The 23,224-nt window shown below is 42.0% G+C and carries 24 protein-coding genes; 11 read left to right on the top strand and 13 right to left on the bottom strand.

Annotation, left to right across the window (positions count from 1 at the left end; all coding sequences use genetic code 11):
* The first annotated feature begins 56 nt into the window (after nt 1–56).
* From VS868_RS08565 to VS868_RS08540, 6 genes are all read left to right on the top strand, one after another.
* The gene (locus VS868_RS08565; protein ID WP_345596715.1) at nt 57–1,571 is read left to right on the top strand and encodes a carboxypeptidase-like regulatory domain-containing protein; all 1,515 of its coding nucleotides are present in this window, start codon (nt 57–59) and stop codon (nt 1,569–1,571) included.
* Nucleotides 1,572–1,641: 70 nt separating this feature from the next.
* On the top strand, nt 1,642–2,136 hold the full coding sequence (locus tag VS868_RS08560) for a nuclear transport factor 2 family protein (RefSeq protein ID WP_345596713.1): 495 nt from the start codon (nt 1,642–1,644) through the stop codon (nt 2,134–2,136).
* Between the two features lie 69 nt (nt 2,137–2,205).
* On the top strand, nt 2,206–4,269 hold the full coding sequence (locus tag VS868_RS08555) for a M13 family metallopeptidase (protein ID WP_345596711.1): 2,064 nt from the start codon (nt 2,206–2,208) through the stop codon (nt 4,267–4,269).
* 337 nt (nt 4,270–4,606) lie between these two features.
* Complete coding sequence (locus VS868_RS08550; RefSeq protein WP_345596709.1) at nt 4,607–5,266, top strand: transposase; 660 nt, start codon at nt 4,607–4,609, stop codon at nt 5,264–5,266.
* 72 nt (nt 5,267–5,338) lie between these two features.
* The gene (locus tag VS868_RS08545; RefSeq protein WP_345596707.1) at nt 5,339–5,881 is read left to right on the top strand and encodes a DUF1697 domain-containing protein; all 543 of its coding nucleotides are present in this window, start codon (nt 5,339–5,341) and stop codon (nt 5,879–5,881) included.
* A gap of 128 nt (nt 5,882–6,009) precedes the next feature.
* Nucleotides 6,010–7,236 carry an MFS transporter gene (locus VS868_RS08540; protein WP_345596705.1) on the top strand — a complete coding sequence of 409 codons (1,227 nt, stop codon included), beginning with the start codon at nt 6,010–6,012 and terminating at the stop codon, nt 7,234–7,236.
* 328 nt (nt 7,237–7,564) lie between these two features.
* On the opposite strand, the gene VS868_RS08535 is transcribed toward VS868_RS08540, so the two are convergent.
* The 3 genes from VS868_RS08535 to VS868_RS08525 form a co-directional block, all read right to left on the bottom strand.
* The gene (locus VS868_RS08535) at nt 7,565–7,927 is read right to left on the bottom strand and encodes a DUF1508 domain-containing protein (RefSeq protein ID WP_266068043.1); all 363 of its coding nucleotides are present in this window, start codon (nt 7,925–7,927) and stop codon (nt 7,565–7,567) included.
* Between the two features lie 312 nt (nt 7,928–8,239).
* A complete protein-coding gene (locus tag VS868_RS08530; protein WP_345596702.1) occupies nt 8,240–9,046 on the bottom strand; it encodes an NAD(P)H-binding protein in 807 nt (268 codons plus the stop codon).
* 140 nt (nt 9,047–9,186) lie between these two features.
* Entirely contained in the window at nt 9,187–11,499 is a 2,313-nt protein-coding gene (locus VS868_RS08525) for a M20/M25/M40 family metallo-hydrolase (RefSeq protein WP_345596700.1), read from the bottom strand.
* Nucleotides 11,500–11,627: 128 nt separating this feature from the next.
* On the opposite strand from VS868_RS08525, the gene VS868_RS08520 reads away from it, so the two are divergent.
* Nucleotides 11,628–12,095, top strand: coding sequence for a CBS domain-containing protein (locus VS868_RS08520; protein WP_266068048.1), 468 nt, complete (start codon nt 11,628–11,630; stop codon nt 12,093–12,095).
* On the opposite strand, the gene VS868_RS08515 is transcribed toward VS868_RS08520, so the two are convergent.
* The 5 genes from VS868_RS08515 to VS868_RS08495 all read right to left on the bottom strand — a co-directional run bounded on the left by VS868_RS08515 (nt 12,092) and on the right by VS868_RS08495 (nt 15,583).
* Nucleotides 12,092–12,439 carry a hypothetical protein gene (locus tag VS868_RS08515; protein ID WP_266068049.1) on the bottom strand — a complete coding sequence of 116 codons (348 nt, stop codon included), beginning with the start codon at nt 12,437–12,439 and terminating at the stop codon, nt 12,092–12,094. The two genes, VS868_RS08520 and VS868_RS08515, sit on opposite strands and share 4 nt — an antisense overlap.
* Nucleotides 12,440–13,560: 1,121 nt before the next feature.
* Nucleotides 13,561–14,085, bottom strand: coding sequence for a GNAT family N-acetyltransferase (locus tag VS868_RS08510; protein ID WP_345596695.1), 525 nt, complete (start codon nt 14,083–14,085; stop codon nt 13,561–13,563).
* A gap of 78 nt (nt 14,086–14,163) precedes the next feature.
* Nucleotides 14,164–14,637, bottom strand: a complete 474-nt coding sequence (locus VS868_RS08505) for a hypothetical protein (RefSeq protein WP_345596693.1) — start codon at nt 14,635–14,637, stop codon at nt 14,164–14,166.
* On the bottom strand, nt 14,634–15,305 hold the full coding sequence (locus VS868_RS08500) for an ATP-binding cassette domain-containing protein (protein ID WP_345596691.1): 672 nt from the start codon (nt 15,303–15,305) through the stop codon (nt 14,634–14,636). The genes VS868_RS08505 and VS868_RS08500 overlap by 4 nt, the downstream gene beginning before the upstream one ends.
* Complete coding sequence (locus tag VS868_RS08495; RefSeq protein ID WP_345596689.1) at nt 15,302–15,583, bottom strand: hypothetical protein; 282 nt, start codon at nt 15,581–15,583, stop codon at nt 15,302–15,304. The genes VS868_RS08500 and VS868_RS08495 overlap by 4 nt, the downstream gene beginning before the upstream one ends.
* Nucleotides 15,584–15,788: 205 nt before the next feature.
* On the opposite strand from VS868_RS08495, the gene ssb reads away from it, so the two are divergent.
* Complete coding sequence (ssb, locus tag VS868_RS08490; protein ID WP_266068055.1) at nt 15,789–16,121, top strand: single-stranded DNA-binding protein; 333 nt, start codon at nt 15,789–15,791, stop codon at nt 16,119–16,121.
* A gap of 28 nt (nt 16,122–16,149) precedes the next feature.
* Complete coding sequence (locus tag VS868_RS08485) at nt 16,150–16,482, top strand: single-stranded DNA-binding protein (RefSeq protein WP_345596686.1); 333 nt, start codon at nt 16,150–16,152, stop codon at nt 16,480–16,482.
* A gap of 58 nt (nt 16,483–16,540) precedes the next feature.
* Here the strand turns inward: VS868_RS08485 and VS868_RS08480 are convergent, their stop codons facing one another.
* From VS868_RS08480 to metG, 3 genes are all read right to left on the bottom strand, one after another.
* The gene (locus VS868_RS08480; protein ID WP_345596684.1) at nt 16,541–17,443 is read right to left on the bottom strand and encodes a histone deacetylase; all 903 of its coding nucleotides are present in this window, start codon (nt 17,441–17,443) and stop codon (nt 16,541–16,543) included.
* A gap of 187 nt (nt 17,444–17,630) precedes the next feature.
* Nucleotides 17,631–17,951 (bottom strand): GIY-YIG nuclease family protein, encoded by a 321-nt coding sequence (locus tag VS868_RS08475; RefSeq protein WP_266068058.1) that lies wholly within the window; start codon nt 17,949–17,951, stop codon nt 17,631–17,633.
* Between the two features lie 87 nt (nt 17,952–18,038).
* A complete protein-coding gene (metG, locus tag VS868_RS08470) occupies nt 18,039–20,153 on the bottom strand; it encodes a methionine--tRNA ligase (RefSeq protein ID WP_266068059.1) in 2,115 nt (704 codons plus the stop codon).
* Nucleotides 20,154–20,265: 112 nt separating this feature from the next.
* Here metG and VS868_RS08465 point away from each other — a divergent pair, with 112 nt between their 5' ends.
* Nucleotides 20,266–20,853 (top strand): hypothetical protein, encoded by a 588-nt coding sequence (locus tag VS868_RS08465; RefSeq protein ID WP_266068060.1) that lies wholly within the window; start codon nt 20,266–20,268, stop codon nt 20,851–20,853.
* A gap of 78 nt (nt 20,854–20,931) precedes the next feature.
* On the top strand, nt 20,932–21,291 hold the full coding sequence (locus VS868_RS08460) for a YraN family protein (protein WP_345596678.1): 360 nt from the start codon (nt 20,932–20,934) through the stop codon (nt 21,289–21,291).
* Here the strand turns inward: VS868_RS08460 and VS868_RS08455 are convergent.
* Both VS868_RS08455 and VS868_RS08450 read right to left on the bottom strand, forming a co-directional pair.
* Nucleotides 21,288–21,821 carry a YetF domain-containing protein gene (locus VS868_RS08455; protein WP_345596676.1) on the bottom strand — a complete coding sequence of 178 codons (534 nt, stop codon included), beginning with the start codon at nt 21,819–21,821 and terminating at the stop codon, nt 21,288–21,290. The two genes, VS868_RS08460 and VS868_RS08455, sit on opposite strands and share 4 nt — an antisense overlap.
* Nucleotides 21,822–21,837: 16 nt before the next feature.
* Nucleotides 21,838–23,097: a DUF389 domain-containing protein gene (locus VS868_RS08450; protein ID WP_345596674.1), complete on the bottom strand. Its 1,260-nt coding sequence runs from the start codon at nt 23,095–23,097 to the stop codon at nt 21,838–21,840.
* Nucleotides 23,098–23,224 lie beyond the last annotated feature (127 nt).

Raw genomic sequence — 23,224 nt, 5'->3', positions numbered from 1 at the left:
CGCTAAAATTTTGTAACAATTGCTTCAGAATGACGTCTATAAACAAAACATTCTCAATGAAATCCCTCTTAGTATTCTTTCTATTTCTCCAGGCTACTTTTGTTCAGGCACAGGAAATCAAAGCCAAAGTGCTTGATGCCGGTACTAAACAACCTATACCTTACGCGAATGTTGTTTTTGGTGAAAACCGCGGACTCGTTACCAATGAAGAAGGCTACTTCAGCTATAATGCCGAAGAAGATAAACTTCCCGAAATAGTGAAGATCTCCTCTTTAGGGTACGAACTCCTTGAAATTACCCCCGCTGAAATTTCCGAAGGAATTATTTATCTGAAGCCCGCATCTATTGAACTGGGAGGAGTCTTTCTTTCTAACAAGAACCTTTCAGCAAAAGAAATTTTAGAAAAGGTAAAAGAGGAGGTCAATAACAATTATAATTTTGACAACAGCAAGAAGAGGGTCTTCTTAAGGCAATCTGGCACCAGTTATGTACGCCGGTTTGATATGGAGGTAGATAAAAGTACAATTGAAGGGATAGATCAGGATCTTATGAATGAGATCTCTGCAAAAATCCCTAAAGTTTCCGATTCGTACAAAGAAGTTTTGGCCGACATGTACGGGAACTATGACACCCAGAAGGTCAACATCATTAAAGCGGCAAACCTCTACAATCCGCAGAGCATGAAAAACCTGGAGGAGATCACCGAAAATTTCAACACGCTCTTCATGAACACCTTAAAAGAACGTTCTTACCTGAAGATAAAATCGGGGATCATAGGGTTTAAGGTAGATGAAGACGAATTGAAAGAAGGACTGGTAGTAACCGAAAAAAAGGAAGAAAAAACTCCCGAAGAAAAAGAAAAAGCCAGGGTTAAAAGCAGAAAGTATCTACAGGAGAGTTCAGGTGCTAATGTAAAAAGGCTTATGAACGGTATGTTCTGGAAAGAGGACATTACTTTTAACCTTTTTGACAAGTCGAACAAGTACAAATACAACCTCAACGGCTACGCGTATATTGACAACAATACCGTTTACGTCATAGATTTTGAACCCAAAAGAGGAGCCGATTTTAAAGGCAGAATGTACGTCAATACGTTAGATTATGGGGTACATCGTTTGGAATACGAAAATGTGAAGCCATTAAAGAAATTTCGTCTCTTTGGAATTAGCACTGCCGATGATGTTTACCGCGGCAAGATGATCTTTGTAAAAGACGAAGCCGGAAAATACAACCTGAGTTACCTGGAGCGCGAAACCGGGGAAACCGTGGGAATTAAGCGGCCACTCACCATTATTGAAAAGAACAAACACCTTAAAGGCCGCCGCAAACAAAATGAACTCGACCTTGACCTCGATCTTAGGGTGAGCGAAATCGTGAAGCTACAGCTGGTAGTATATCAAACCGAAGCCATGGCTCCCGAAAGCCTCGATAATATTGCTGCAACCGATGATTTTGAGTATAAAACCTTTAAAACATACAACCCCGATTTCTGGAGCGGGTATAACATCATTGAACCCAACGAGGCCATTAAAAATTTCGTTGCGCTTGATGCCGAAAAGGAAAATTTATAAGAACTTAATTATTATCAATTTTTATCCCGTCTACCCACTAAAGACTACAGACTATAAATTATAAAAACCTATGCAAAAAATATCATTTTTGACACTCCTGTTTTTCTTCGGAAGCTTTGCTTTTGGGCAGTCCAAAAAGAGCAGCATGAACAATCTTCTCGAAGAATGGCATGAAGCTGCTGCCGAAGCCAACTATGAAAATTATTTCAGTTTAATGGCTGAAGAATCTGTCTTTATAGGCACAGATCCTACCGAGAACTGGAACAAACAGGAATTTATGAAATGGGCCAAACCATATTTTGACCGTGGCACGGCCTGGAGCTTTAGCACCCTGGAACGGAATATTTTCTTCGCCGAAGATGCGAAAATAGCCTGGTTTGACGAGCTACTGGATACTCAAATGGGTATTTGCCGCGGGAGCGGTGTAGCGGTAAAAGAAGGTGACACTTGGAAAGTAAAACACTATGTGCTGTCAATCGCTGTACCCAATGAACATGTAGATTCCCTAACCTCTCTAAAAGAGGATTTTGACCGCAGGTTGATCACTAAATTAAGAGCAAACTAAGCGGCAACGCCTAAGTTGAAAATTCATTCCTTTTTACTAAATTTCGCAGCAATAAAAACAAATTTTAACATGAATAGAATAAGTAAAGGTTTTCTCCTTTCTTTTATGGCTACAGCGGCTTTCACCAGCTGTAAGAACGACAAAGAAGTTGAAGCCGAAGAACCTCGCGGCATCAATCTTGCCTATATGGACACCACCGTGACTCCGCAGGAGAATTTCTTTAGGTACGTAAACGGCCGCTGGCTGGACACAAACGACATCCCTGAAGACAAAACCGTATGGGGAAGTTTTAACGAACTCCGCGAAAAAACAGATGCCGATGCACTTGCCCTTTTAGAAGCTGCAGCAAAAAGCGACAGACTTGACGGGAACAGCGACCAGGCTAAAGCAGTTTACCTCTACAAGACCATTATGGATACCGTTGCCCGTAACGAGCAGGGAATTGAGCCTATTCAGCCTTACCTCGATAAGATTGCGGCTATCAAGACCAAAGAAGACGTGCAGACTTATCTTGAGGAAATGCAAATGTATGGCGGCGGCGGATTCTTCAGCTTTGGTGTAGGTGCCGATGCAAAGAATTCTAACATGAATGCAGCTTACTTATCTCCGGGAGGTCTTGGCCTGCCCGACAGAGACTATTATATTGCTGAAGATGCCGATTCTAAAGAAAAGCGTGAGAAGTATGTTGCTCACGTTACCAAAATGCTTCAGTATTTGGGAGATTCTGAAGAAGAGGCTGCAAAAAAGGCAGAAACCATTTTGGAGTTTGAAACCGCCCTTGCGCAACCAATGCTAGACAAGGTAGAGCGTCGTGATGCCCGAAATACATATAACCCAATGACCGTTGCCGAACTTCAGAAGAAAGTTTCCGCAGTGAACTGGAACAAATATTTCGAATCTATAGGCGCTGCCAACATAGATACCATTATTGTAAGCCAGCCGCGCTATATGGAAGCTGTTCAAAAAACCCTGGCCTCTCAAAATGTTGAGGAGTGGAAAGAATACCTTAGATGGGCTCTTTTCAATGATGCAGCAGGAATGCTTACTACCGAGATTGAAGATGCCAACTGGGACTTTTACGAAAAGACCCTTCGCGGAGCACAAAAACAACTGCCACGTAACGAGCGTGCCCTTGCCACAATTAACCAAACGGTGGGAGAAGCACTGGGTAAACTTTACGTAGAAGAGCATTTCCCGGCTGAAGCAAAACAAAAAGCCGAAGAAATGATCGAGAACGTGGTTAAAGCTTTTGAAAACCGAATTGACAACCTTACCTGGATGAGCGACAGCACCAAAGTAAAGGCCAAGCAAAAACTGGGCACCACAAAGATCAAGGTAGGTTATCCTGATACCTGGAAAGACTATAGCAGCATAGACATTAAAGAACCTGCAAATGAAGGATCTTATTTTCAGAACATGCTCAACATTGCAAAATGGAGGGTTGAAGAAGAAATCTCCGAACTTGGAAAACCTGTAGACAAGAGCGAATGGTTCATGGCGCCACAAATTGTGAACGCTTATTATAACCCGCTTTACAACGAGATCGTGTTCCCTGCGGCCATTTTACAACCACCTTTCTACGACTATAAAGCCGATGCTGCTGTGAACTACGGCGGAATTGGAGCGGTAATAGGCCACGAGATCTCTCACGGCTTTGACGACAGCGGTTCGCGATTTGATGCTGATGGAAACCTGAACAACTGGTGGAGCGAGAAAGACCTTGAGCAGTTTGAAACCCTTGGCGGAAGACTGGCTGACCAGTATAGCGCTATTGAAGTGTTGGATTCGGTTTATATCAACGGAAAATTCACTCTTGGTGAAAATATTGGTGACCTTGGAGGTGTGAATGCTGCCTACGACGGACTCCAGATTCACCTGAAGGAACACGGAAATCCGGGAGAAATAGATGGATTCACCCCCGAGCAGCGATTCTTTATGAGTTGGGCTACCGTTTGGAGAACCAAGATGAGAGAAGAAGCACTTCGAAACAGGATCAAGACAGATCCACACTCCCCGGGAGAATACAGAGCTTACGTTCCATTACAAAATATTGATGCTTTCTATGATGCTTTCAATATTCAGGAAGGAGATTCAATGTACGTAGCTCCTGAAAACAGAGTGAAAATCTGGTAATACCTTTCAAAAGAACATTTCAAGCCCCTCCAAAAGAGGGGCTTTTTTTTATTTCCAAAGGAAAAAAAGAAAATATAAATCCCGCAGGGATTAAATAATTCCGCCAGGAATTATTCAAAAAGAAAAGGTACAGACGTTGCATGCAACAACGTCTCCACGTCTCCACTGCCACACCATCCCCCACCAACACCTCTCAAAAATGGCATTTTTAAACACCTTTTTTTAGAAATCTTTATCTTATAAACAATTGATATTTAAAATTTTATATCTTAAAACCTCTTCGGAAGAAGAATGAATTCAACCAAAATTAGCAACACACTCATTAAGCAGGTGCCCAATGGCCGATCTTTTTAAAAACAAATACCGAATAAAATCTGCCCGACTCGAAAGCTGGGATTACAGATGGAATGCCGCATACTTTATCACCATCTGCACCGCCAATAGAAAACACTACTTTGGAGAAATCAAAAACGGAAAGATGGAATTCTCTCCCACAGGCGTAATTGCAGATATCCTGTGGCACGAAATTCCCCACCACGCCTCTGGCGTGGAATTAGGCAATTTCATTGTGATGCCCAACCACATCCACGGCATCCTCATCCTTAATAATCCCGAAATTCCGAAGGAAGAAAATATTTCCAAAGGAAATATTGAGGATCGATTAGATCCCAAAAATGATTCCCCCGGGAATCATCCCCAAGCTCCCGTACAGACGTTGCATGCAACGTCTCCACTGTCTCCTCAGCCCCAGGATTATCCTCAGCCTCCCCCTAAAAATCCCCAAATGGCAAAGATCTCCCCAAAATCCAATTCTATTTCTACAATAATCAGATCATATAAATCGGCCACCACAAAACATGCCCACCGGCTGGGATTTGATTTTGAATGGCAAACCCGCTTTTATGATATCATCATCCGGAATGAAATCTCTTTTCAGAACATTTCCAACTACATCAAGAATAATCCGGCAAAATGGAAAGAGGATAAATTCCATTGATCATAAAATAATTCCCTAAAGAAACCTTTACCTTTCAAAAATGATATTTTACTAATCACATTCACCATCCACATGAATAGAAAAATTGCAATTTTAAGAGGAATAAATGTTGGTGGAAAAAGAAAGATCCTAATGGCCGATCTAAAAGCCTTATGTGAACAATTGGGTTTAGAACAAATAGAAACTTACATTCAAAGTGGCAATCTCCTTTTCAATTCTCAACTAAAAAACTCTAAGCTGGAAGATTTACTTGAAGATGCTATTCAAGAAAAATTTGGGTTTGAAGTACCTGTCATTGTTCGGGATTCAGAAGAACTGCAGACTTTGATTCGTAAGAATCCGTTTTATGATAAAAATACAGACATCAATCAATTACATCTGACCTTTTTAAAGGAAAAACCTTCGAAAGAAAATTTAGAAAAAACACAAACCTTTAACTACGACCCCGATAAATTTAAAATCGCAGAAAAAGAGGTATTCATTTTTTGCGAAGGTAAATACCACCAAACAAAACTGAACAACAATTTTTTTGAGAAGAAATTAAAAGTTGGAGCTACCACCAGGAATTGGAAAACCATCCTAAAACTCCATGAATTAAGCAAAAAACAGATATAATTGCCCCATAGTGAACATCGCAGTAGCAAGAACTTCTAAAACTGTAACCTGAGGCTACTAAAAAAATACTGGCAGCAGCAACCAAACCAATCCATTTTTAATTTAATTTCAGCCTTTTATTTTCAGCAATGTTACAGCGATTATTTAAGGCGTATATAGGATCATTCAGCGACCTGAGGCGGGAGGTATGGCTGCTGGCGTTTATCACCTTCATCAACCGTGCGGGAACCATGGTGATTCCGTTCCTTTCGCTGTACTTGACTAAAAACCGCGGCTTTTCTCTCGAAGAAGTAGGCTGGATCCTCACTTTCTTTGGCCTGGGTTCCGTCGCCGGCTCCTGGCTGGGTGGGAAACTTGTCGACAGGATTGGCCACTACAAAACCATGGCCTTTAGCCTGCTCATTTCGGGCGTGCTATTTATCTTTTTGCAGTTTCCCACCACTTTCTGGGGAATTTGCGCCGGAATCTTTATCGTAATGCTGGTAGCCGACACTTTTAGGCCCGCAGTTTTTGTCGCCATTAACGCCTACAGTAAACCTCAAAACCGAACTCGATCTATCACACTAATAAGGCTCGCTATTAACCTCGGATTTTCCGCAGGTCCCGCCGTTGGCGGATTGATTATTGCAGGTGCCGGTTACGGCGGACTCTTTTGGGTAGATGGGATTACCTGTATCACAGCAGGTTTTCTGCTGCTAAAATTGCTTCATCCTAAGAAAGCTGTTGAAAATCCAAAAGAGATCCTCAGCATTCCGAAGTCCATGATGAAAGACAAACCTTACTTGGTTTTCATTGGTGCCATGATCTTGTTTGGGTTTGTTTTTCTGCAGTATTTCTCCACCATCCCCTTATATTACGCCGAAGTGCATTTTCTAAGCGAGTTCGAGATTGGAGTTTTACTGGGCTTAAACGGTTTCCTCATCTTCCTGTTTGAAATGCCCCTCATCAAATACCTGGAAGCAAAAGTCCGTTCCACGCTTTTCCACGTCATCACGGGCTCTATACTTGTCGCCATCAGTTTTATGCTTATCAATCTTACAGGATGGGTGGGAATCCTGCTTGTAGGAATGATTTTTTTGACCCTTGGCGAAATGATCGCATTTCCGTTTTCTAACAGCTTTGCCCTCAAAAGAGCCGAAGGTGGAAAACAAGGTTCCTACATGGCTTTGTACAGCATAGCCTTTTCTATAGGACATATTTTTGGCCACAATTCCGGAATGCAGATGATCAACAAATTCGGGTACGCCACCACATGGAACGTCATGATCCTGCTTTCTTTAATTGCCTGTGGCCTGCTGGTGTATGTGATGTTCCTGGTGAAAAAGGAAAGTGAATCCCCTGTTCTCGAAGCTTAAAATCTGAATTTTACTGCGGAAGGATATTTCGAAGCCGATTGCTTTTCTTCAGAAGAAAAACACCTCTCAAAAATGACATTTTAGGCACCTTTTTCACCCCCGGAAATATTCTAAAGAAAATAGAGAAAAAAAAGGAAAGAAAAATGAGGAAGAGAAGATAGAAGAGAAGATAGAAGAGAAGATAGAAGAGAAGAGAAAGAAGGGGGAAAGAAATGAATGAAATGGAGGAAATGGAAAAGTACAGACGTTGCATGCAACGTCTCCACAGCAATTCCCACAGCAATTCCCAAAGAAATCCCCCTCCAAAATATTCAATTAATAAGAAAGATCATTCTTCTTCTTCAACCTCTGCAAAAACATCTTCATTTAATGAAAAATCCAGTGTTTCGGCTTCCGGCACATATTTCAAGAATTGATCAATACCTTTTTGAAGCATTAATTCTGTAGAGAATTTTCGGCTGGTAGCAAGCACAAATCCGCCGCGGGTAATCCTGAAAAAATATTTTCCCGAACCCGTTCTGGCCTTCCTGAATGTGAAAGAATCGAGCTCCCCCTGAATTGTCTCTATGATCTTTTCACAGTCGGTTTTTTCCCTGCAGGCAATACTGGTGAAGATGGTTTTTCCCTTCCGGGAGGCAAAAGTGAACTTATAATTCCCATTATCTCTTTTACTTATCACAAATGCGCTCATAGGCTATCCTCGAATTTTTCAAAACCTCAAATCTAAAAAAACGGAGGTATGATGCCACTGCAAAGTTTCAAAAGTTATTAAGATTAAAATATACATTAAGAAGAGCCAAATTCCAATCTTCAAGCACCAAATGTCAAATTCTAATTTCTAAAGAGTACTTAATTGGTTGGCGCGGATTTGCAATCTGTGCCGATACTGCCACCAGCAGCAATCACATGAATAAAAATACCCGACACAAAACTCAAGCAATAAATCCCATCGCGAAAAGACAAAAAACAGCTGGCGCGGATTTGTAATCCGTGCCGATACTTATCAAATTCCAGCGCTGAATTCCACTCCAAGCTGCCGCATCACTTTTGAAGCTGAAATCACTTTTCCTACAGATGGTGCGGACTCATCGAACTGCGGAAGCTCCAACTCCATTTCCCCTGCTTTTTTCTGATAATATTGCTCCTTCGGCGGATTCAGTGGGAAAACGGCATTGTATACCTCTCCAAAAATGTCATTTTTGAGTACCTTTTTTATCACCTGCAGGCAATCTTCCAAATGAATAAGATTTACAGGCCCTAACGGATTTGCGAGTCCGCTCCTGCCGGCAAGGTACTTCACAGGATGGCGCCCCGCACCAATGAGTCCGCCAAAGCGAATTACTGTAGTGTCAAAAATGGCATTTTCAAGAAGAATTTTTTCTGCGGAAATGATCTCTTTCCCAGAAGCTGAAGTGGCATTGGGAAGCGTATCTTCGGTATAGACAGGAAAGCTTTCTGTCTCTTCATAAACGGAAATTGAGGACACAAAAATGACCTTTTTGACACCTGAAGCCTCAATAGCTTCAGCCAGCTTTTTTATTGCTTCGGAATAATTCACTTCCGGGTTCTTTCGAAGTCCCGGGGGAAAATCAACGATCAAAATGCCATTTTTGGAAAGGAAATCTTCAATATTTCCCTCAACACCTTCCGCAGTAACTTTAATTTGAAAAGCATCGATACCTGCCTGTTTTAAAACCGGAAGCTTTTCAGCAGAAGTTGTAGAGCCCTTTACCGAAAGGCCTTCAGCCATTAGCATTTTAGCCAGCGGGAATCCCAGCCAGCCGGTTCCGAGTATGGAGATGTTTTTCAAATTATGAAAAGTTAAATTTTAGAAGTACGAAGTTAGAACAGACGTGTGACGTGAGAAAAAAATATTTTACGATCGATGACATTAATATCTGTAATTTGTTTTGTGTCTATTTTGGAATTTGGTGCTTGAAATTTGGTGCTTTACTTTAAAATAAACGTTTTCTTCACCACAATTGCATCATTCAGCACAAAAGGCCGCGGAATCATAGCCTCATCGCGGGCAGGCACCTGCAACTGCGTATTCTCAAACAGGTCATAGGATGCCTCCAAGAGGGTGATTTTGGGCTGCAGTCCCTCTTCAACAGTCATTTCCAGGCGCAGGGTGTCTTTACTAACGGCGTAATAAGACAACAACTGGTCCCTCCACCTGCTTTTGTGAACGTGAAGCTCACTCTGGCCGGGTTGAAGGTAACCTGCTTCCAGTCCGTTGGCTTTAAAAGATTTAAAATTAACGGCTTTATCGGCAAAAAGGGCCATTCGATTGATCTCCCGGTTTGGAGCAATTTTTACGTGGTACACATCCTCTCCTTCAGCTTCGTTACTGGCTTTTTGAACAGAGATATAGGGTGCAGGCAGCATAATTTGTGGTGCCGGGGCAGTTTTACTAAAACTGCTGCCGTTCTTGCTCCCAAACCAATTCTCTTGTTGTGCAACTTCAGCATCTTCAAAATAAGCTGCAGTAAAGGTATCGAGCCCGGCATCATAAGTGTTCCAGGTGGCTATATTCCTATCCTTATCGGCCACGTAGACCAGGCTGTTGGGCCGTGGACGTGCCTCATTGAATTCCGATTTAAAATGTGCAACAAGGAAGAGCCCTATAAAAATCACAAAACACACGAACCCAAAAAGCTGATTACTCCTTAGCGCTCCAAAAACCGGCCACAACAGCACGAATAAAAGCACCACCAGAACAGCCGACAGAAAGAGCATTTTAAGCCCCAATGCAACCGGGAACGACAGGATGAACGGCATGAGAATAAAGATGGCCGGCAGGCTCAAAAAGGCCAGGAGGATCAATTTCCATTTTAAATCGAGGATCAAAATGAATAGCTGTACAATTCCAAACATAAGCGGAAGCACGAAATATGCCGCCCCTTTTAAGTAGACTGCAGCCAGGGCAATTATAATCCACCACAAAATAAGCGGCGCTACCAGGAGTTCATGTGTATTTTGAGGCTTCCGGAACCTGTGATAAACGTAAAAACAAATGGCGAGGGCCAGGAAGATTATGGCTGCAAGGTACCAGTAACCATTGTAAGTAAAGCCGTGCTCCATTTCCTGGTACTGCGGGTAAAACCAAAGGGCGAATTCCCAAAAGAAATAACCTGCCAACCCAGCCAGGAAAAGCGATAGCAGCAATGGCAAAAAGCCTTTCAGCATTGGTTTCACCTTCAGCTTTTTCTTCAGCATCCCAAAGATAATTACGGCAAGTAGCAAAAGAAGCGAAATGAACAACAGGGGAAAGACCCAGCTGTATGGATACGTTACTAAATTGAGGCCTGGAATATCAAAAAATAGCACATCTTCTTCAGAATTTAGACTGCTGAGTGGTGCCGAAGCCGAATACTTCAGCAAGGGCATTAAATAACTGCCCTGGTGGGCCAGCGTACGTGCATCAAGATTTTCAGGAATATCTGTAGCCGTGTGATAGTCGAAGTGATCATCGATAAAAGCAAAATTGAGTCCGTTGATATTCCCTTGCTCGCGCAGCACAGTAAGATCGGTATCGTTGGGCAGCATTTTATAAACGCTGTAAGCCAGGGAATTTGTGACGGGATAAGGGACTTCGGCTTCAGTAAAAAGATCAATTAAGGCTTTATTTCCTCCGTTGGTCTCAAGCAGCATAAAAGAATTCCCTCCACTACCACGAGATTCAAAATTGAGGGCCAGCCCAACATTTGCAGCCCACGGATGTTCTTTTACAAACAATTCGGCACCGTTGAGGCCCAGCTCTTCGGCATCGGTAAAAAGAAGGATAATGTCATTAGCGGGAACATTCCCCGAAGCACGATACGCCCTGATAGCTTCAAGTATGGTTGCCACGCCGCTGGCTGCATCACTGGCGCCCGGCGAAGAATGCATTGCACTATCATAGTGTGACATAAGAAGCAGCGCCGGCCCCTCACCCTTGCCTGCTATTCGTGCCAGGATATTTTGTGAACGTACTAAAGCACCTGTTTTATTAAGGGTAAACCCTTCCTGCATTTCAATGAGAAGCCCCAGGTTTTCAAGTTGATCTACAATATAATTTCGGGCATGTGAATGCGCCGCACTACCCACATAGTGAGGTTGCTGCGCCAATGCCTGAACGTGTTTAAAAGCCCGGGCCGTAGAGAATTCATTAGCTGGTACTTCTTTATCTAAATCTACATAGGGGCGTGTTCCCTGCACACTCCAGGTGATACCTGCAATAAGAACCAGAAGCGCAATAAGTGCCTGAATATTTTTAGCCATATTCAAATATATTTAAAAGCAGTTCAACAACTAAGCTGGCTGTCCAAAAATCTTAAAGTATTGCCAACTCCCTTTATATTATTGTAGGAAATTCATATTTTAAGAGCTAACAATCAAATACTTGTGCTATGGGAATAAAGAGTTTTCAAGGAAGAAGGGCCGAGCCCGAAAAAGCTGCAAGTACTCCAATGTGCGTGAAAGATTATATGACGACAGACCTGGTGACCTTCAGAAAACATCAAACTGTTATTGAAGTGATGGAGCAACTAATGCATCATAAAATATCGGGTGCCTGTGTGGTGGACGAGGATTATAATTTGCAGGGAGTGATCTCTGAAGGGGATTGTATAAAACATATCTCAGACAGCAGGTATTATAATCTGCCGATGGATGACAACCTTGTGGAAAAACGAATGACCTGCGACGCTATTACTATAGATGCTGAAATGAATGTGCTTGAAGCAGCAAAAAAATTCATTGAACATAGGTTTCGTCGCTTTCCTATAGTAAGCAACGGCAAACTTGTAGGGCAATTAAGCCAGAGTGATGTTCTTAGGGCAGCACTTGCCCTGAAAGGACAAAGCTGGGGCTCTTAGATCCTCTTTACAAGTGCATAAAAATCCCCTTCAAGCGGCAGATATCCCTGGTCATAAACGAAGTAGTAGGTATTCCCGGTCTTTGTAGTATATATGCTGGTGAAATAATCGAAATTAAAGCCTTTGGTAAGCAGTTTTGATTTGGAAAGTTTAATTTTCCCATCGGGATTTAGCTCTTCGAGAATACGGTAGTTTTTGCGCAACTGGTTATTAACGTTGCGCACCAGATTCTTGCTGTCTTTGTTGAGATTGTTGTTATATGCATTGCGACAGTAATCGCTGCAGAACTTTTTATCTGTTCTCCCCACAATTTTTTCTCCACATTCAAGACAGCCTTTTTCCATACTTTTAAAATTAGTGATTTTTCATTAAATTTTGCTGAGAGGTTTTTTGTCGCTGATACAAAGATGATTTTGATTTGCTGGGCTTGCACTCTCAATGAAAAAGGCCACAGATGCACAGATGATTTCTCTCTACTCAGATTTTCCACTCAAATCTGTTTACTCCTATTTATTTTTGATTGATAATTAAAAAAATGGCCACGAATACACGAATAATTTTTCTTGGTCTTCTTACTCGGAAGGATGACTCACTCATGTGTAATTTCTCACTAAGATCACAAAGATTAGGTTAAGCTCACGAAAAAATCTTTGTTTATTAATAATGCTAATTGAAAAAAGGCCACAGATGCACAGATCATTTTTCTCTACTCGGACCTTCTCACTCACTGTTCATTGAAGCTTCGCCACAAACTATTAATGGTTTAACAGGCGAAGCAATTTGCAGAAAAAATATCTGTGCTTGTTAATATTTTTATGGCCATATCAAAAGGTTGAGGGCAGTAACAGACAGGGATAGAAGAGTCAAAAATAAAAGAAAATTTTTTTCAACAGACTTTGGTTAATAAGAAAGCTGCGAAGCCCCCTTTTAACATGAAGCAAAGGTGGTACTTTTACAAAGTTCTGTAACAGAGTTAATCAGTACTGAAAAAACAAAAACCGAAGCTGCAACTCCGGTTCTTGTGATTAACGCTCAAATACCTGGTATGATATGGAAGCGATTTATTTGCTTTTGATCTACATGATCCTCAGAGAGCTTTAGCCCCTGAGAGACAATAAGTGAACAACAGTAACTTTTGTCTAAGACCCACCTGCTGGAACAGGTGGGTTTTTTATTGCTTATCGTAAACGCTTTACAAATATAGAAAAAGGTATTAGTTTACTATTAGTATACTATTAGTTTTGTTCGTAATATACTCCCAAACTATACTCAGAACTTGTTCATAAAGTATCTACTATCCGCGTTATTAAAGGGAATGGGATTTATCAAAATGTGAAAAACTTTCTTCCAATAAAAATGAATTTACCTACTAATCATCACCTGCCCATTCCGAAAGATTAAGTTTTTAAAGACTTCTGCTTTTTACCTCAGCTTTTTCAAATCAGCATTGGTTCTTAACTCTTATTCAATTAATTTTTGAAAAAACAGCCACACTAATAAACCTGCCGTTCTTTAGTTCTGAATCTCTCAAAATTCCTTCCTGCTGAAAATGGCATTTTTGGAGGGTATTTTGGCTACTGATGTTCTCGGTTTCCACAAAGGCTTCAATCCTGTGGAGATGTAACTTTTGAAAAGCATATTCCAGCACCACTTCCAGCGCCTCCTGCACATATCCCTTTCCCCAATACTTCGGAAGCAGCCAAAATCCCAGTTCTGCTTTTTTGTGTTCCCTGCTCAGGTTGTTATACCCAATTGCCCCGCAGAAGCTATTGTCTTCAGCAGAAATTATCGCCCACCATATGCCCGTTCGGGTCCTTTCCAGTTCTGCATACCACTCCAGCTGTTCCCAGGTGTCATCAAGGCTCTTGTAATGAACTCCGTAGTATTTGATCACCCCGGGATGTGAAAGGCCCGAAAATATATTTTCAAGGTCATCTTCTGTGATCTGCCTTAACCGCAGCCGGCCTGTTTCAAAATGCGGAAAATCCATTTTACTCAATGATTTAATAACTATTTTAACTCTTGACTATAGGCCAGAATCTCAATTCTCAATACTAAATACTAAATACTACTCAAGTTTCTCCAGCTCCAGGTTCAGGTCGTACTGCAGGTCTTCGTGCAGCTTCTCCATATTCTTTTTCGCCAGGTCCAGCTGCCGTTCATAAAGGCTTTTCAGGATCTTATTACGGCGGATGGAAGGTTTGAAATCATTCATCTTCTGAAGAAAATAGATCAGCAATTCTACTTCGGTTTCCTTTTTCCCCGAATATCGACTGTATTTTTTGACATTTTTGAGGATCTTTCGGATGCCTTTCTTTGTGTAATAAGCATTGCTGCGGTTGATTTCCTCAAATTCTACATCCATCTCCATTTTCACCTTCTGCTTGTATTCCTCTTCATCCTGTGCATCAAACAGGAGATAGGTAAGCAGTTCTTTATTTTCCTTTTTAAAACGCGACAGGCGAAGCACAATTTGCAAAAGCTCCTCCCGGTCCTGGTGTTTTAATTCGTCTCTTATTTCTTTTGCCGAAGCAGGTTTCATTGATTTCTAACTTTTAAATATTCGTGCGTTGCCAGGTCTTCCTCGTTTTCCACCTTGTGCAATTTCTCTTTTTTCAGAATAAAATTACCAACTGCTATCTCCAGCACATCGCGGTAATAATGATCTGTAACCACAATCCCCTTAGTTGCTTTAAGCGAAAGCAGCAGCTCTTTGATCTTTTCGATATACTGCGGCTCCACCATAGAAAAAGGCTCGTCTAGCAGCAGGAAAGGATGCGGCAGGTGGGCCAGCAACAGCAATTCCAGGTACTTTAATTGTCCGGCAGAGAGCTTGCCAACCTTTTTGTTTTCAAAAGCAGCGACCCCCGGCGAGTAAAATATCCTGTCCTGCCCTTCTCCTTCAGGAAAAATCAGGGGAATCACATCGCGCACCTTCAGCTCTTTGGGGAGAAAACTGTCCTGAGGCAAATAGCCTGTCATTTTCTTCGGAATTACTTCGGAAGTTTTCACCTTCACCCCATCAAGCGTTAAACTTACAGCATCTACACTTATAATTCCCATTACCGCCTTAAGCAAAGTAGATTTACCTGAACCATTCCTGCCAAAAAGGCCAATAATCTCACCCGTTTTACAGCTGAAAGAAATGTCACACAGAAGCTGATTTTTTCCGAAGCTATGACTCAGCTTATTTACTTCGAGCTGTTTCATAGAAAAAGGAAGAGTATGATTAGAAGCGGAGTCACAAAAATGAGATTGCAGATCCACACCTTCTTCAGAAGGAATCTTTTGGAAAATCCGAGGTTGTAGTACAGGTAATATTCATTTTTTCTGAAGGTTTCGTAACCAAGATAGCCAATAAGCATTCCGAAGCTAAGAAAGATTAGCGTACCGCTTAACATTCCAAAATATATTCCCGAGATCACAGAGAAAATGAGGTTGAAAAAATTGAAATCCCGGTAATATTTCCAGAAGGCTCTTTGGTTCATTCTTGGTTGGTCTCAAATGGTTGATAACACAGCAGTTTTGTAATAATACAAAAATTTACGGCACAAAAATTATTCGTTTACAAACACTTACAAACGGATGTAAACGAAAACAAATCAGTATCAACCGAATAACATTTGAGACCGGTAGTAGGTTTGTCTCGTTGAAATGAACAAATGAATTTCAGCTAAAACAAATTTTGACATCATGAACACACTAAGAAACAAAGTACAGCTTATTGGACACGTAGGGAACGCACCAGAGATCGTAAACATGGAATCGGGTAAGAAGCTTGCCAAATTCTCTATCGCCACCAATGAAACCTATAAGAACAACAAAGGCGAAAAAGTAACCGATACGCAGTGGCACAACGTAGTTGCCTGGGGCAAAACTGCCGATCTTATTGAAAACTACGTGCCTAAAGGTAAAGAAATAGGTGTGGAAGGCAAACTTACCAGCCGCAGCTATGAGGATAAAGACGGCATAAAAAGATATGTAACAGAAGTAGTTTGCAATGAGGTACTGCTTCTCGGAAAATAAGGATCTATTAACGATAATTCATACAATTATGAACACGCTAAAAAACAACGTACAGCTGTCGGGCAACGTGGGCAAGGCGCCCGAGATCATCACATTAAGTACCGGTCGAAAACTGGCAAAATTCTCCCTTGCCACACGAGAGACCTACACCAATCATAAAGGAGAAAAAGTGACCGATACCCAATGGCATAATATCGTCGCGTGGGGCAAAATGGCCGAGATGGTGGAGCAGCAGGTTCCTAAAGGCAGGGAAATTGAGCTCGAAGGAAAACTGAACAGCCGAAGCTATGAAGACAAGAACGGCATCAAAAAATATGTAACCGAAGTTGTATGCAGAGAATTGATCCTGCCGGAAAAATAGGTGTCAAAAATGCCATTTTTGAGTAACAAGTGCAGGAACTCCCTGCGCTTGTTATTTTTTAAAAATAGATTTCCTGTGCCTGCCGGAAAGTGTTGGCGTGTGCCTCCACAATATTTTTAATATGGGGAGAATAGCCGCCGCCCATACTCACTTCAACCGGAATTCTCAGGTCATGGCAGGTTTGCAGTACAAATCGGTCTCTTTCCTTACAACCGGCCTGGGTGCAGCCCAGCTTTCCAAGTTTATCTGTAGCCAGGATGTCCACTCCGCTTAAATAGAAGATGAAATCAGGGGTTTGTTCTTCGATAAGTCGGGGCAGGGTTTCTTTCAGGATCTTTAGATATTCTTCATCGCCGGTATTGTTCTCCAGCTCTATATCAAGATCAGATTTTTCCTTTTTAAAGGGATAATTGTTTTTCCCGTGCATAGAAAAAGTAAAGACCGAAGGATCATTCTGGAAGATTTCTGCCGTTCCATTTCCCTGGTGTACATCTAAATCGACGATAAGGATCTTCTTTGCTAGATTTTCCTTTTGCAGCCATTTCGCCGCCACCGCCTGATCGTTAAACATACAAAAGCCTTCCCCCTGATTTGAATAAGCATGATGGGTGCCACCGGCAATGTTCATTGCAATGCCATGTTGCAGAGCATATTCTGCCGCCTTAATAGTGCCCGAGGTAATTAGAAATTCCCGTTCCACCAGTTTTTTAGACAGAGGTAAGCCAATGCTCCTGGCTTCGCGGTAGCTCAGCGTCTGATTCTTTAGCGCCTCTACATAATTCTTATCGTGAACAGCAAGAATATCAGATTCGTTGGGGAATACAGGTTCAAAAAAGTTTTCCTGGGTGCAGGTGCCCTCGTGAAGTAATTGCTGTGGCACCAGTTCATATTTTTCCATCGGGAAACGATGGCCTTTGGGCAAAGGCAGAAAGTAAATGGGATGGAAAGCGATTTTGAGCATTTTTTTGTCAGGTCGAGCGGAATGCAAACCTCCTATCGTTTTTTTTAATTCTTTTTCTCAAGAAACCCCTCGACTCCGCTCGGGGAGACTAAATGGTGTAAAGGAGACAATTCATTTGTCAGGTCGAGCGAAGTCGAGACCTCAATCCTTTCTAAATATTATTCAGGATAAGCTCACTGGCAATCTCCTAATTATTAATATTCCTATTTTTAGAATGACTTTCATTCCGGCACTCAGCCAAAAGCTTCAGAAGTATCTCATCTTCATTAGCCAAAGCTCTTTTCTTCTGAGCGCTCCATTTTTTGATCTTCTTTTCAAACCATATTGCCTGAATTACATTAGTAAACTCCTGGTGAAATATTACTTCTACTGGCCTCCTTTTATAGGTGAAGCTGTTTTTATTTAATCCAGCATTATGTTCTTCCAGTCTTCTGGAAATATCATTTGTTATACCCGTATAAAGGAGTTTATCGGAACATTCAAGGATATAGACATAATACAGTTTCATCTTTTCAAATTGAAGATCGTTCTAGAAAGAAACCCCTCGACTCCGCTCGGGGAGACAACGCATTGTCAGGTCGAGCGGAGTCGAGACCTACGAAATCACCGTACCCTCTTTCACTCCCTCTTCATCGGGATTCACGAAGACCAGCTTACCTTCTTTGTTCTGGGTCATCAAGATCATACCTTCACTCTCCACCCCGCGCAGTTTACGCGGTGCAAGGTTCACAAGCACGGTTACTTTTTTTCCTATAATATCTTCAGGTTTAAAGCTTTCAGCAATACCCGAAACTATGGTGCGTACATCAATTCCGGTATCTACCTTCAACACTAAAAGCTTGTTGGCTTTCGGCATCTTTTCGGCTTCAACTATTGTTCCCACCCGCAGATCCATTTTTGAAAAATCTTCAAAAGTGGCAATTTCCTTCTGGGGTTCGGCTTTTTTGTTTTCGGCTTTGTTTGCTGCCTTTGTTGCTTCCAGTTTATCCAATTGCTTCTGAATTTGTTCGTCTTCTATTTTTGAAAAAAGTAATTCGGCTTTTCCAATAGCATGTCCGGGTTCTAAAAGCTCTTTTCCGGCGCTAATCTTTTCCCATTCGCTTTCCTCCTGCTCTTCTCCAAAAACAACTCCGCTGGTGTTGATCACTGCTTCCGAAGTAGAGCGGCTATAATCTAATATATTTTTCAGCTTTTGTGAACTGAATGGCAGGAAGGGTTCACTAAGACTGGCCAGTGCCGAGGCTATCTGCAACGCCACATACATGATGGTTTTCACCCTTTCTTCGTCGGTCTTGATAAGCTTCCATGGCTCTTCATCGGCCAAATATTTATTTCCGAGGCGGGCTACGTTCATGAGTTCGCCCTGGGCTTCCCTAAACCTGTATCGTTCAATAGAACTTGCAATCACTGCAGGATAGGCTTTTAATTCGGCTAAAGTTTGTTCGTCAACTTCAGAAAATGCTCCGGGTTTAGGAACTATTCCTTCGTAATATTTGTTGGTGAGCACTACCACCCGATTGATAAAGTTTCCAAAAATGGCAACCAGCTCGTTGTTATTTCTTGCCTGAAAATCTTTCCAGGTAAAATCATTGTCTTTGGTCTCCGGCGCGTTAGCAGTTAAGGCATACCTCAACACGTCCTGCTGACCAGGAAATTCTTCAAGATATTCATGCAGCCACACCGCCCAGTTCTTTGAAGTGGAAAGCTTGTTGCCTTCCAGGTTCAAAAATTCGTTTGCAGGTACATTTTCCGGAAGGATAAAACTGCCTTCAGCCTTAAGCATGGCCGGGAAAATAACGCAATGGAATACAATGTTGTCTTTCCCTATAAAATGTACAAGCTTGGTGTCTTCATCTTTCCAGAACGGTTCCCAGTCTCTGCCGGTTTTCTCTGCCCACTCTTTAGTAGACGAAATATAGCCTATAGGGGCATCAAACCATACATACAGCACTTTCCCTTCCCCACCTTCTACGGGTACAGGAATCCCCCAGTCAAGATCGCGGGTCACCGCACGTGGCCGCAGCCCGTCATCGATCCAGGATTTTACCTGTCCGTATACATTAGATTTCCAGTCTTTTTTATGTCCTTCAAGGATCCATTCCTTAAGCCAGCTTTCGTATTGATCTAGCGGCAAAAACCAATGCCTGGTTTCCTTCAAGACCGGAGTGGAGCCAGTGATGGCCGACTTTGGGTTGATAAGATCTGTAGCGTTATGGCTGGTTCCACATTTTTCACACTGGTCGCCATAACTCTCTTCAAAACCACATTTTGGGCAGGTACCCACCACAAACCTGTCGGCCAAAAATTGTTCAGCTTCAGGATCGTAGAGTTGTTGGGTGGTTTCTTCAGTAAATTTACCAGAATCGTACAGCTTTTTAAAGAATTCGGAAGCTGTTTTATGATGAACTTTAGCCGAAGTTCTCGAATAATTATCGAAAGAAATTCCGAAGTCTTCAAAGCTTCTTTTAATTACTTTATGGTATTTATCTACCACATCTTGTGGAGAAATGCCTTCTTTTTTTGCTTTTATGGTAATAGGCACCCCGTGTTCATCACTCCCGCACACAAAGGCCACCTCGCGCCCCTGCATTCTCATGAAGCGTGCGTATATATCGGCAGGTACATAAACGCCTGCCAAATGTCCAATATGTATAGGCCCGTTAGTATACGGCAGGGCAGCCGTAATCGTATATCTTTTTGGTAATTCCATTCTCAAAATTAAAGGCTGTAAAGTTAAGCAAGTGCAGGGGATTACACGTTAAATTTTAGTAAAAGGCAATGCCGATGCGACAAATGTTATGCATTTTAGTAAAAAAGTAGAAATGAAGAAACTGTTCCTCCTTGCGCTCATAATTTCAATTTCAGGTTGTAAAAGCCGAAAACTCACAGCCACTTCTTCGGAAAGATTTCAGCTTGAAAATTTAGCTGAAGTCATTAGCGAAAACCGGTTAGCAAGCATTTATCCTGAAGCAGAAATCTCTGAAGGAATTGACCTTTTTGACGAGGGTACGGTAGAGCGGGCTTACAGTATTCTTTATCCGGGGACCAATGACGAACTCCTTATTATCTGGGAAGATAAAACCCAAAACCTGCCGCATCAAATCTATGTTGAAAAAGATGGCCGCTGGCATACAGGTGAAGGGATTACCGTTGGCACCCGCTATGAAGACCTGGTAAAGATCAACAACGGGCCCATAGATTTCTACGGGTTTGGCTGGGATTACAGCGGGGCTGTAGACTGGAAGGACGGGAAGATGAATGATTCTAATGTAAGGGTCTTCTTAACCCCGGTAGATGCACCTCCAAAAAACTTTTATGGAGATCACATCATAGAAGCCAATCCAGAGGATATTATCAACCTTGACCTGAAGGTGAGGGCCGTAATCTATCAAAAGGAAAGCAGGTCTTAAATTGAAGTAACCTATACCTAAACAGGGTGCCAAAAATGACATTTTTGACACCCTGTTTTACAAAGGATTTAAAAACTGATGGCACAGCACAATGAATTAGGTAAACGGGGAGAAGAACTTGCTGTAGCACATCTTCTGGCAACCGGCTATGAAATTGTGGCCCGAAACTTCATGTACCAAAAGGCGGAAGTTGATATCATTGCCCGTAAAAACAACATCCTGGCTGTTGTTGAAGTAAAAACCCGCAGTACGCCCGATTTTGGGGATCCGCAGGATTTTGTAAAGAAGAAACAGATCAATCAGCTGGTTAAGGCAATAGATCATTTTGTGAATGAGCACAATCTGGATGTAGAAGTGCGGTTTGATATTGTTGCCATAATTAAAAACAAGGCAGGAACCCGGCTGGAGCACATAGAAGATGCTTTCTTACATTTTTAAAGATCATTTTTCTCTACCAGTTCGCTATACGTTGAGTTTTCACCCTCCTCTGATTTCCCAATTACCGAAAGGGTGGCATCAATCTCAAGAATTACCGCGGCAACATCATCCATGCTGCCAAAGCCCTTTTTTCGGGCGGCACTAAGAACCTTGCTCTTATCGAGCCTCTCCTTGTGCAGGTTCTTCTCAAGAAACTCTCCATTGTAATACAAAAGCCTGGGTTTGGTGTTGAATATATTTTTAAAAGTGTCTGACTTATTTTCGAAGTATGCAAAAACGAACTGAAGCACCGCCAGTAAAATAAAGGCTGTAAGGGCTTCAGAAATTGAAAGGTTTTTGGTGGTGAGGGTCCGTCCAAAAACAGCACCTACCGCAACCGCAATTACAAAGTCAAAGGCGCTCATGCTTGCCAGAGTCCTTTTCCCAGATATCCGCAAGATAAGAACTATAGACAGGTAAGCCGTAACACCAACTATTACGATGCGCACCAAAGGCTGGAGTCCGTTCCATAAAAAAGTAGTGTCGTCCATAATTTATTCCAGATTATTAATCTTCAGCTACATTGACTTGAAAGACTTCATAAATATTGTCTTCCTGGTGGCGCAGGTTTTCTTTAAGATGATTGATTATCCTCTTTTTAAGAACACTTTCTGATAAAGTAGTATCACTGGGAAGCACGGTTATATTGTAGCTCACTGTAGGATTTCCATTGATCATGGTATTTGTGAAATTCACATCCTTTCCTATCACCTCAATGTAGTCAAGCTTATTGAGTTCTTTATCAAGTTCTTCAGTAAGCTCTGTATTCATGCTGGCCTTCCGAAGAAAAGGAGGCTGACTGAACTGCCACACCATCATTGCTCCAATTCCCAGTGTTACAATGGCTGTGGTAAGGTAGGTGAGCTTTTTATTCCCTTTAAGAAAACGAACCCCTCCCGGAGTAACTCTTCCGAAGAAATAGAAAACAAGTGTGGCGGCCAAATGAATTCCCAGCAGTTGCAGGATGATCCTGAAAACGCTGCTCCATACAATTTCCCAGTCCATCATGTAAATTCCGGCACCCACGAGTCCTACAGGTGGCGCAAGGGAAGCAGCAACCAGGATGCCCACTGCCGCACCCGAAACCAGACTGTCCCTTTCTGATTGCACTATATTTATTGCCCCCGCAAAACCTGAAATAAGAGGTAGTAAAAGTGCCACTTTTGACACATGACTCACTTCTACTATTAACGGCGTCAAGGTTTCAAGAGGAAATATTACGGTCATTAAAAAACTGGCCAATATTCCTATTCCTATGGCCATACCGTAACGTTTAAGGCTGCTTTTAAGCAAAGGCATCTTTCCTGCTGCAGTGGCCAGTGCCGCATTCATAGCCGGACCTGCAAAAGGAGCAACTAACATTGCCGCCACTAAAAGAAAAATTGTTGTGGTGTAAAGTCCTATCCACACAATAATCCCGGCGGCAAAAGAATAACCAATGAGGCCTTTTACAGAACCTACACTTTGAATGCCGCCCAGGTAAATTTCCAACGAACTTTTAGGCTGTACATCGGCCACCTGCCCGGGAGATTCTGAAGCCGGCGGATACAAAGTGATCACCCCCCGCGGAATGAGACTTATTTCCGGTTCTTCATACTCATCAATACGCTTTAGAAAGTTATTAACTGTTCTGTTTGGCAAATAAATAACAAATACATCCTGCTCGTCCTGAGGTAAATAAATAGTATTCTTACCCTCGAATTCTTCAATAGATTTTAAAACTTCGTCCTTGTGTCCTTTTGCAATTTTAATTATTAGCTGGCGCATGTATTGTCTTTGTTTAAAAGCATAAAGAATGTTTTTTGAGTATCTGCCTACTATACAAGATAATAGAAAGCAGCTAACTGCACCATTGCATTAAGGGAACTTTAAGTGTTCGCCAGCAAATACAGCA

The organism is Salinimicrobium sp. 3283s (assembly GCF_039602225.1).
Lineage (GTDB): Bacteria > Bacteroidota > Bacteroidia > Flavobacteriales > Flavobacteriaceae > Salinimicrobium > Salinimicrobium profundisediminis.
Note: the sequence above shows the minus strand (reverse complement) of the source record. Positions and strands in the feature narration are given on the sequence as shown.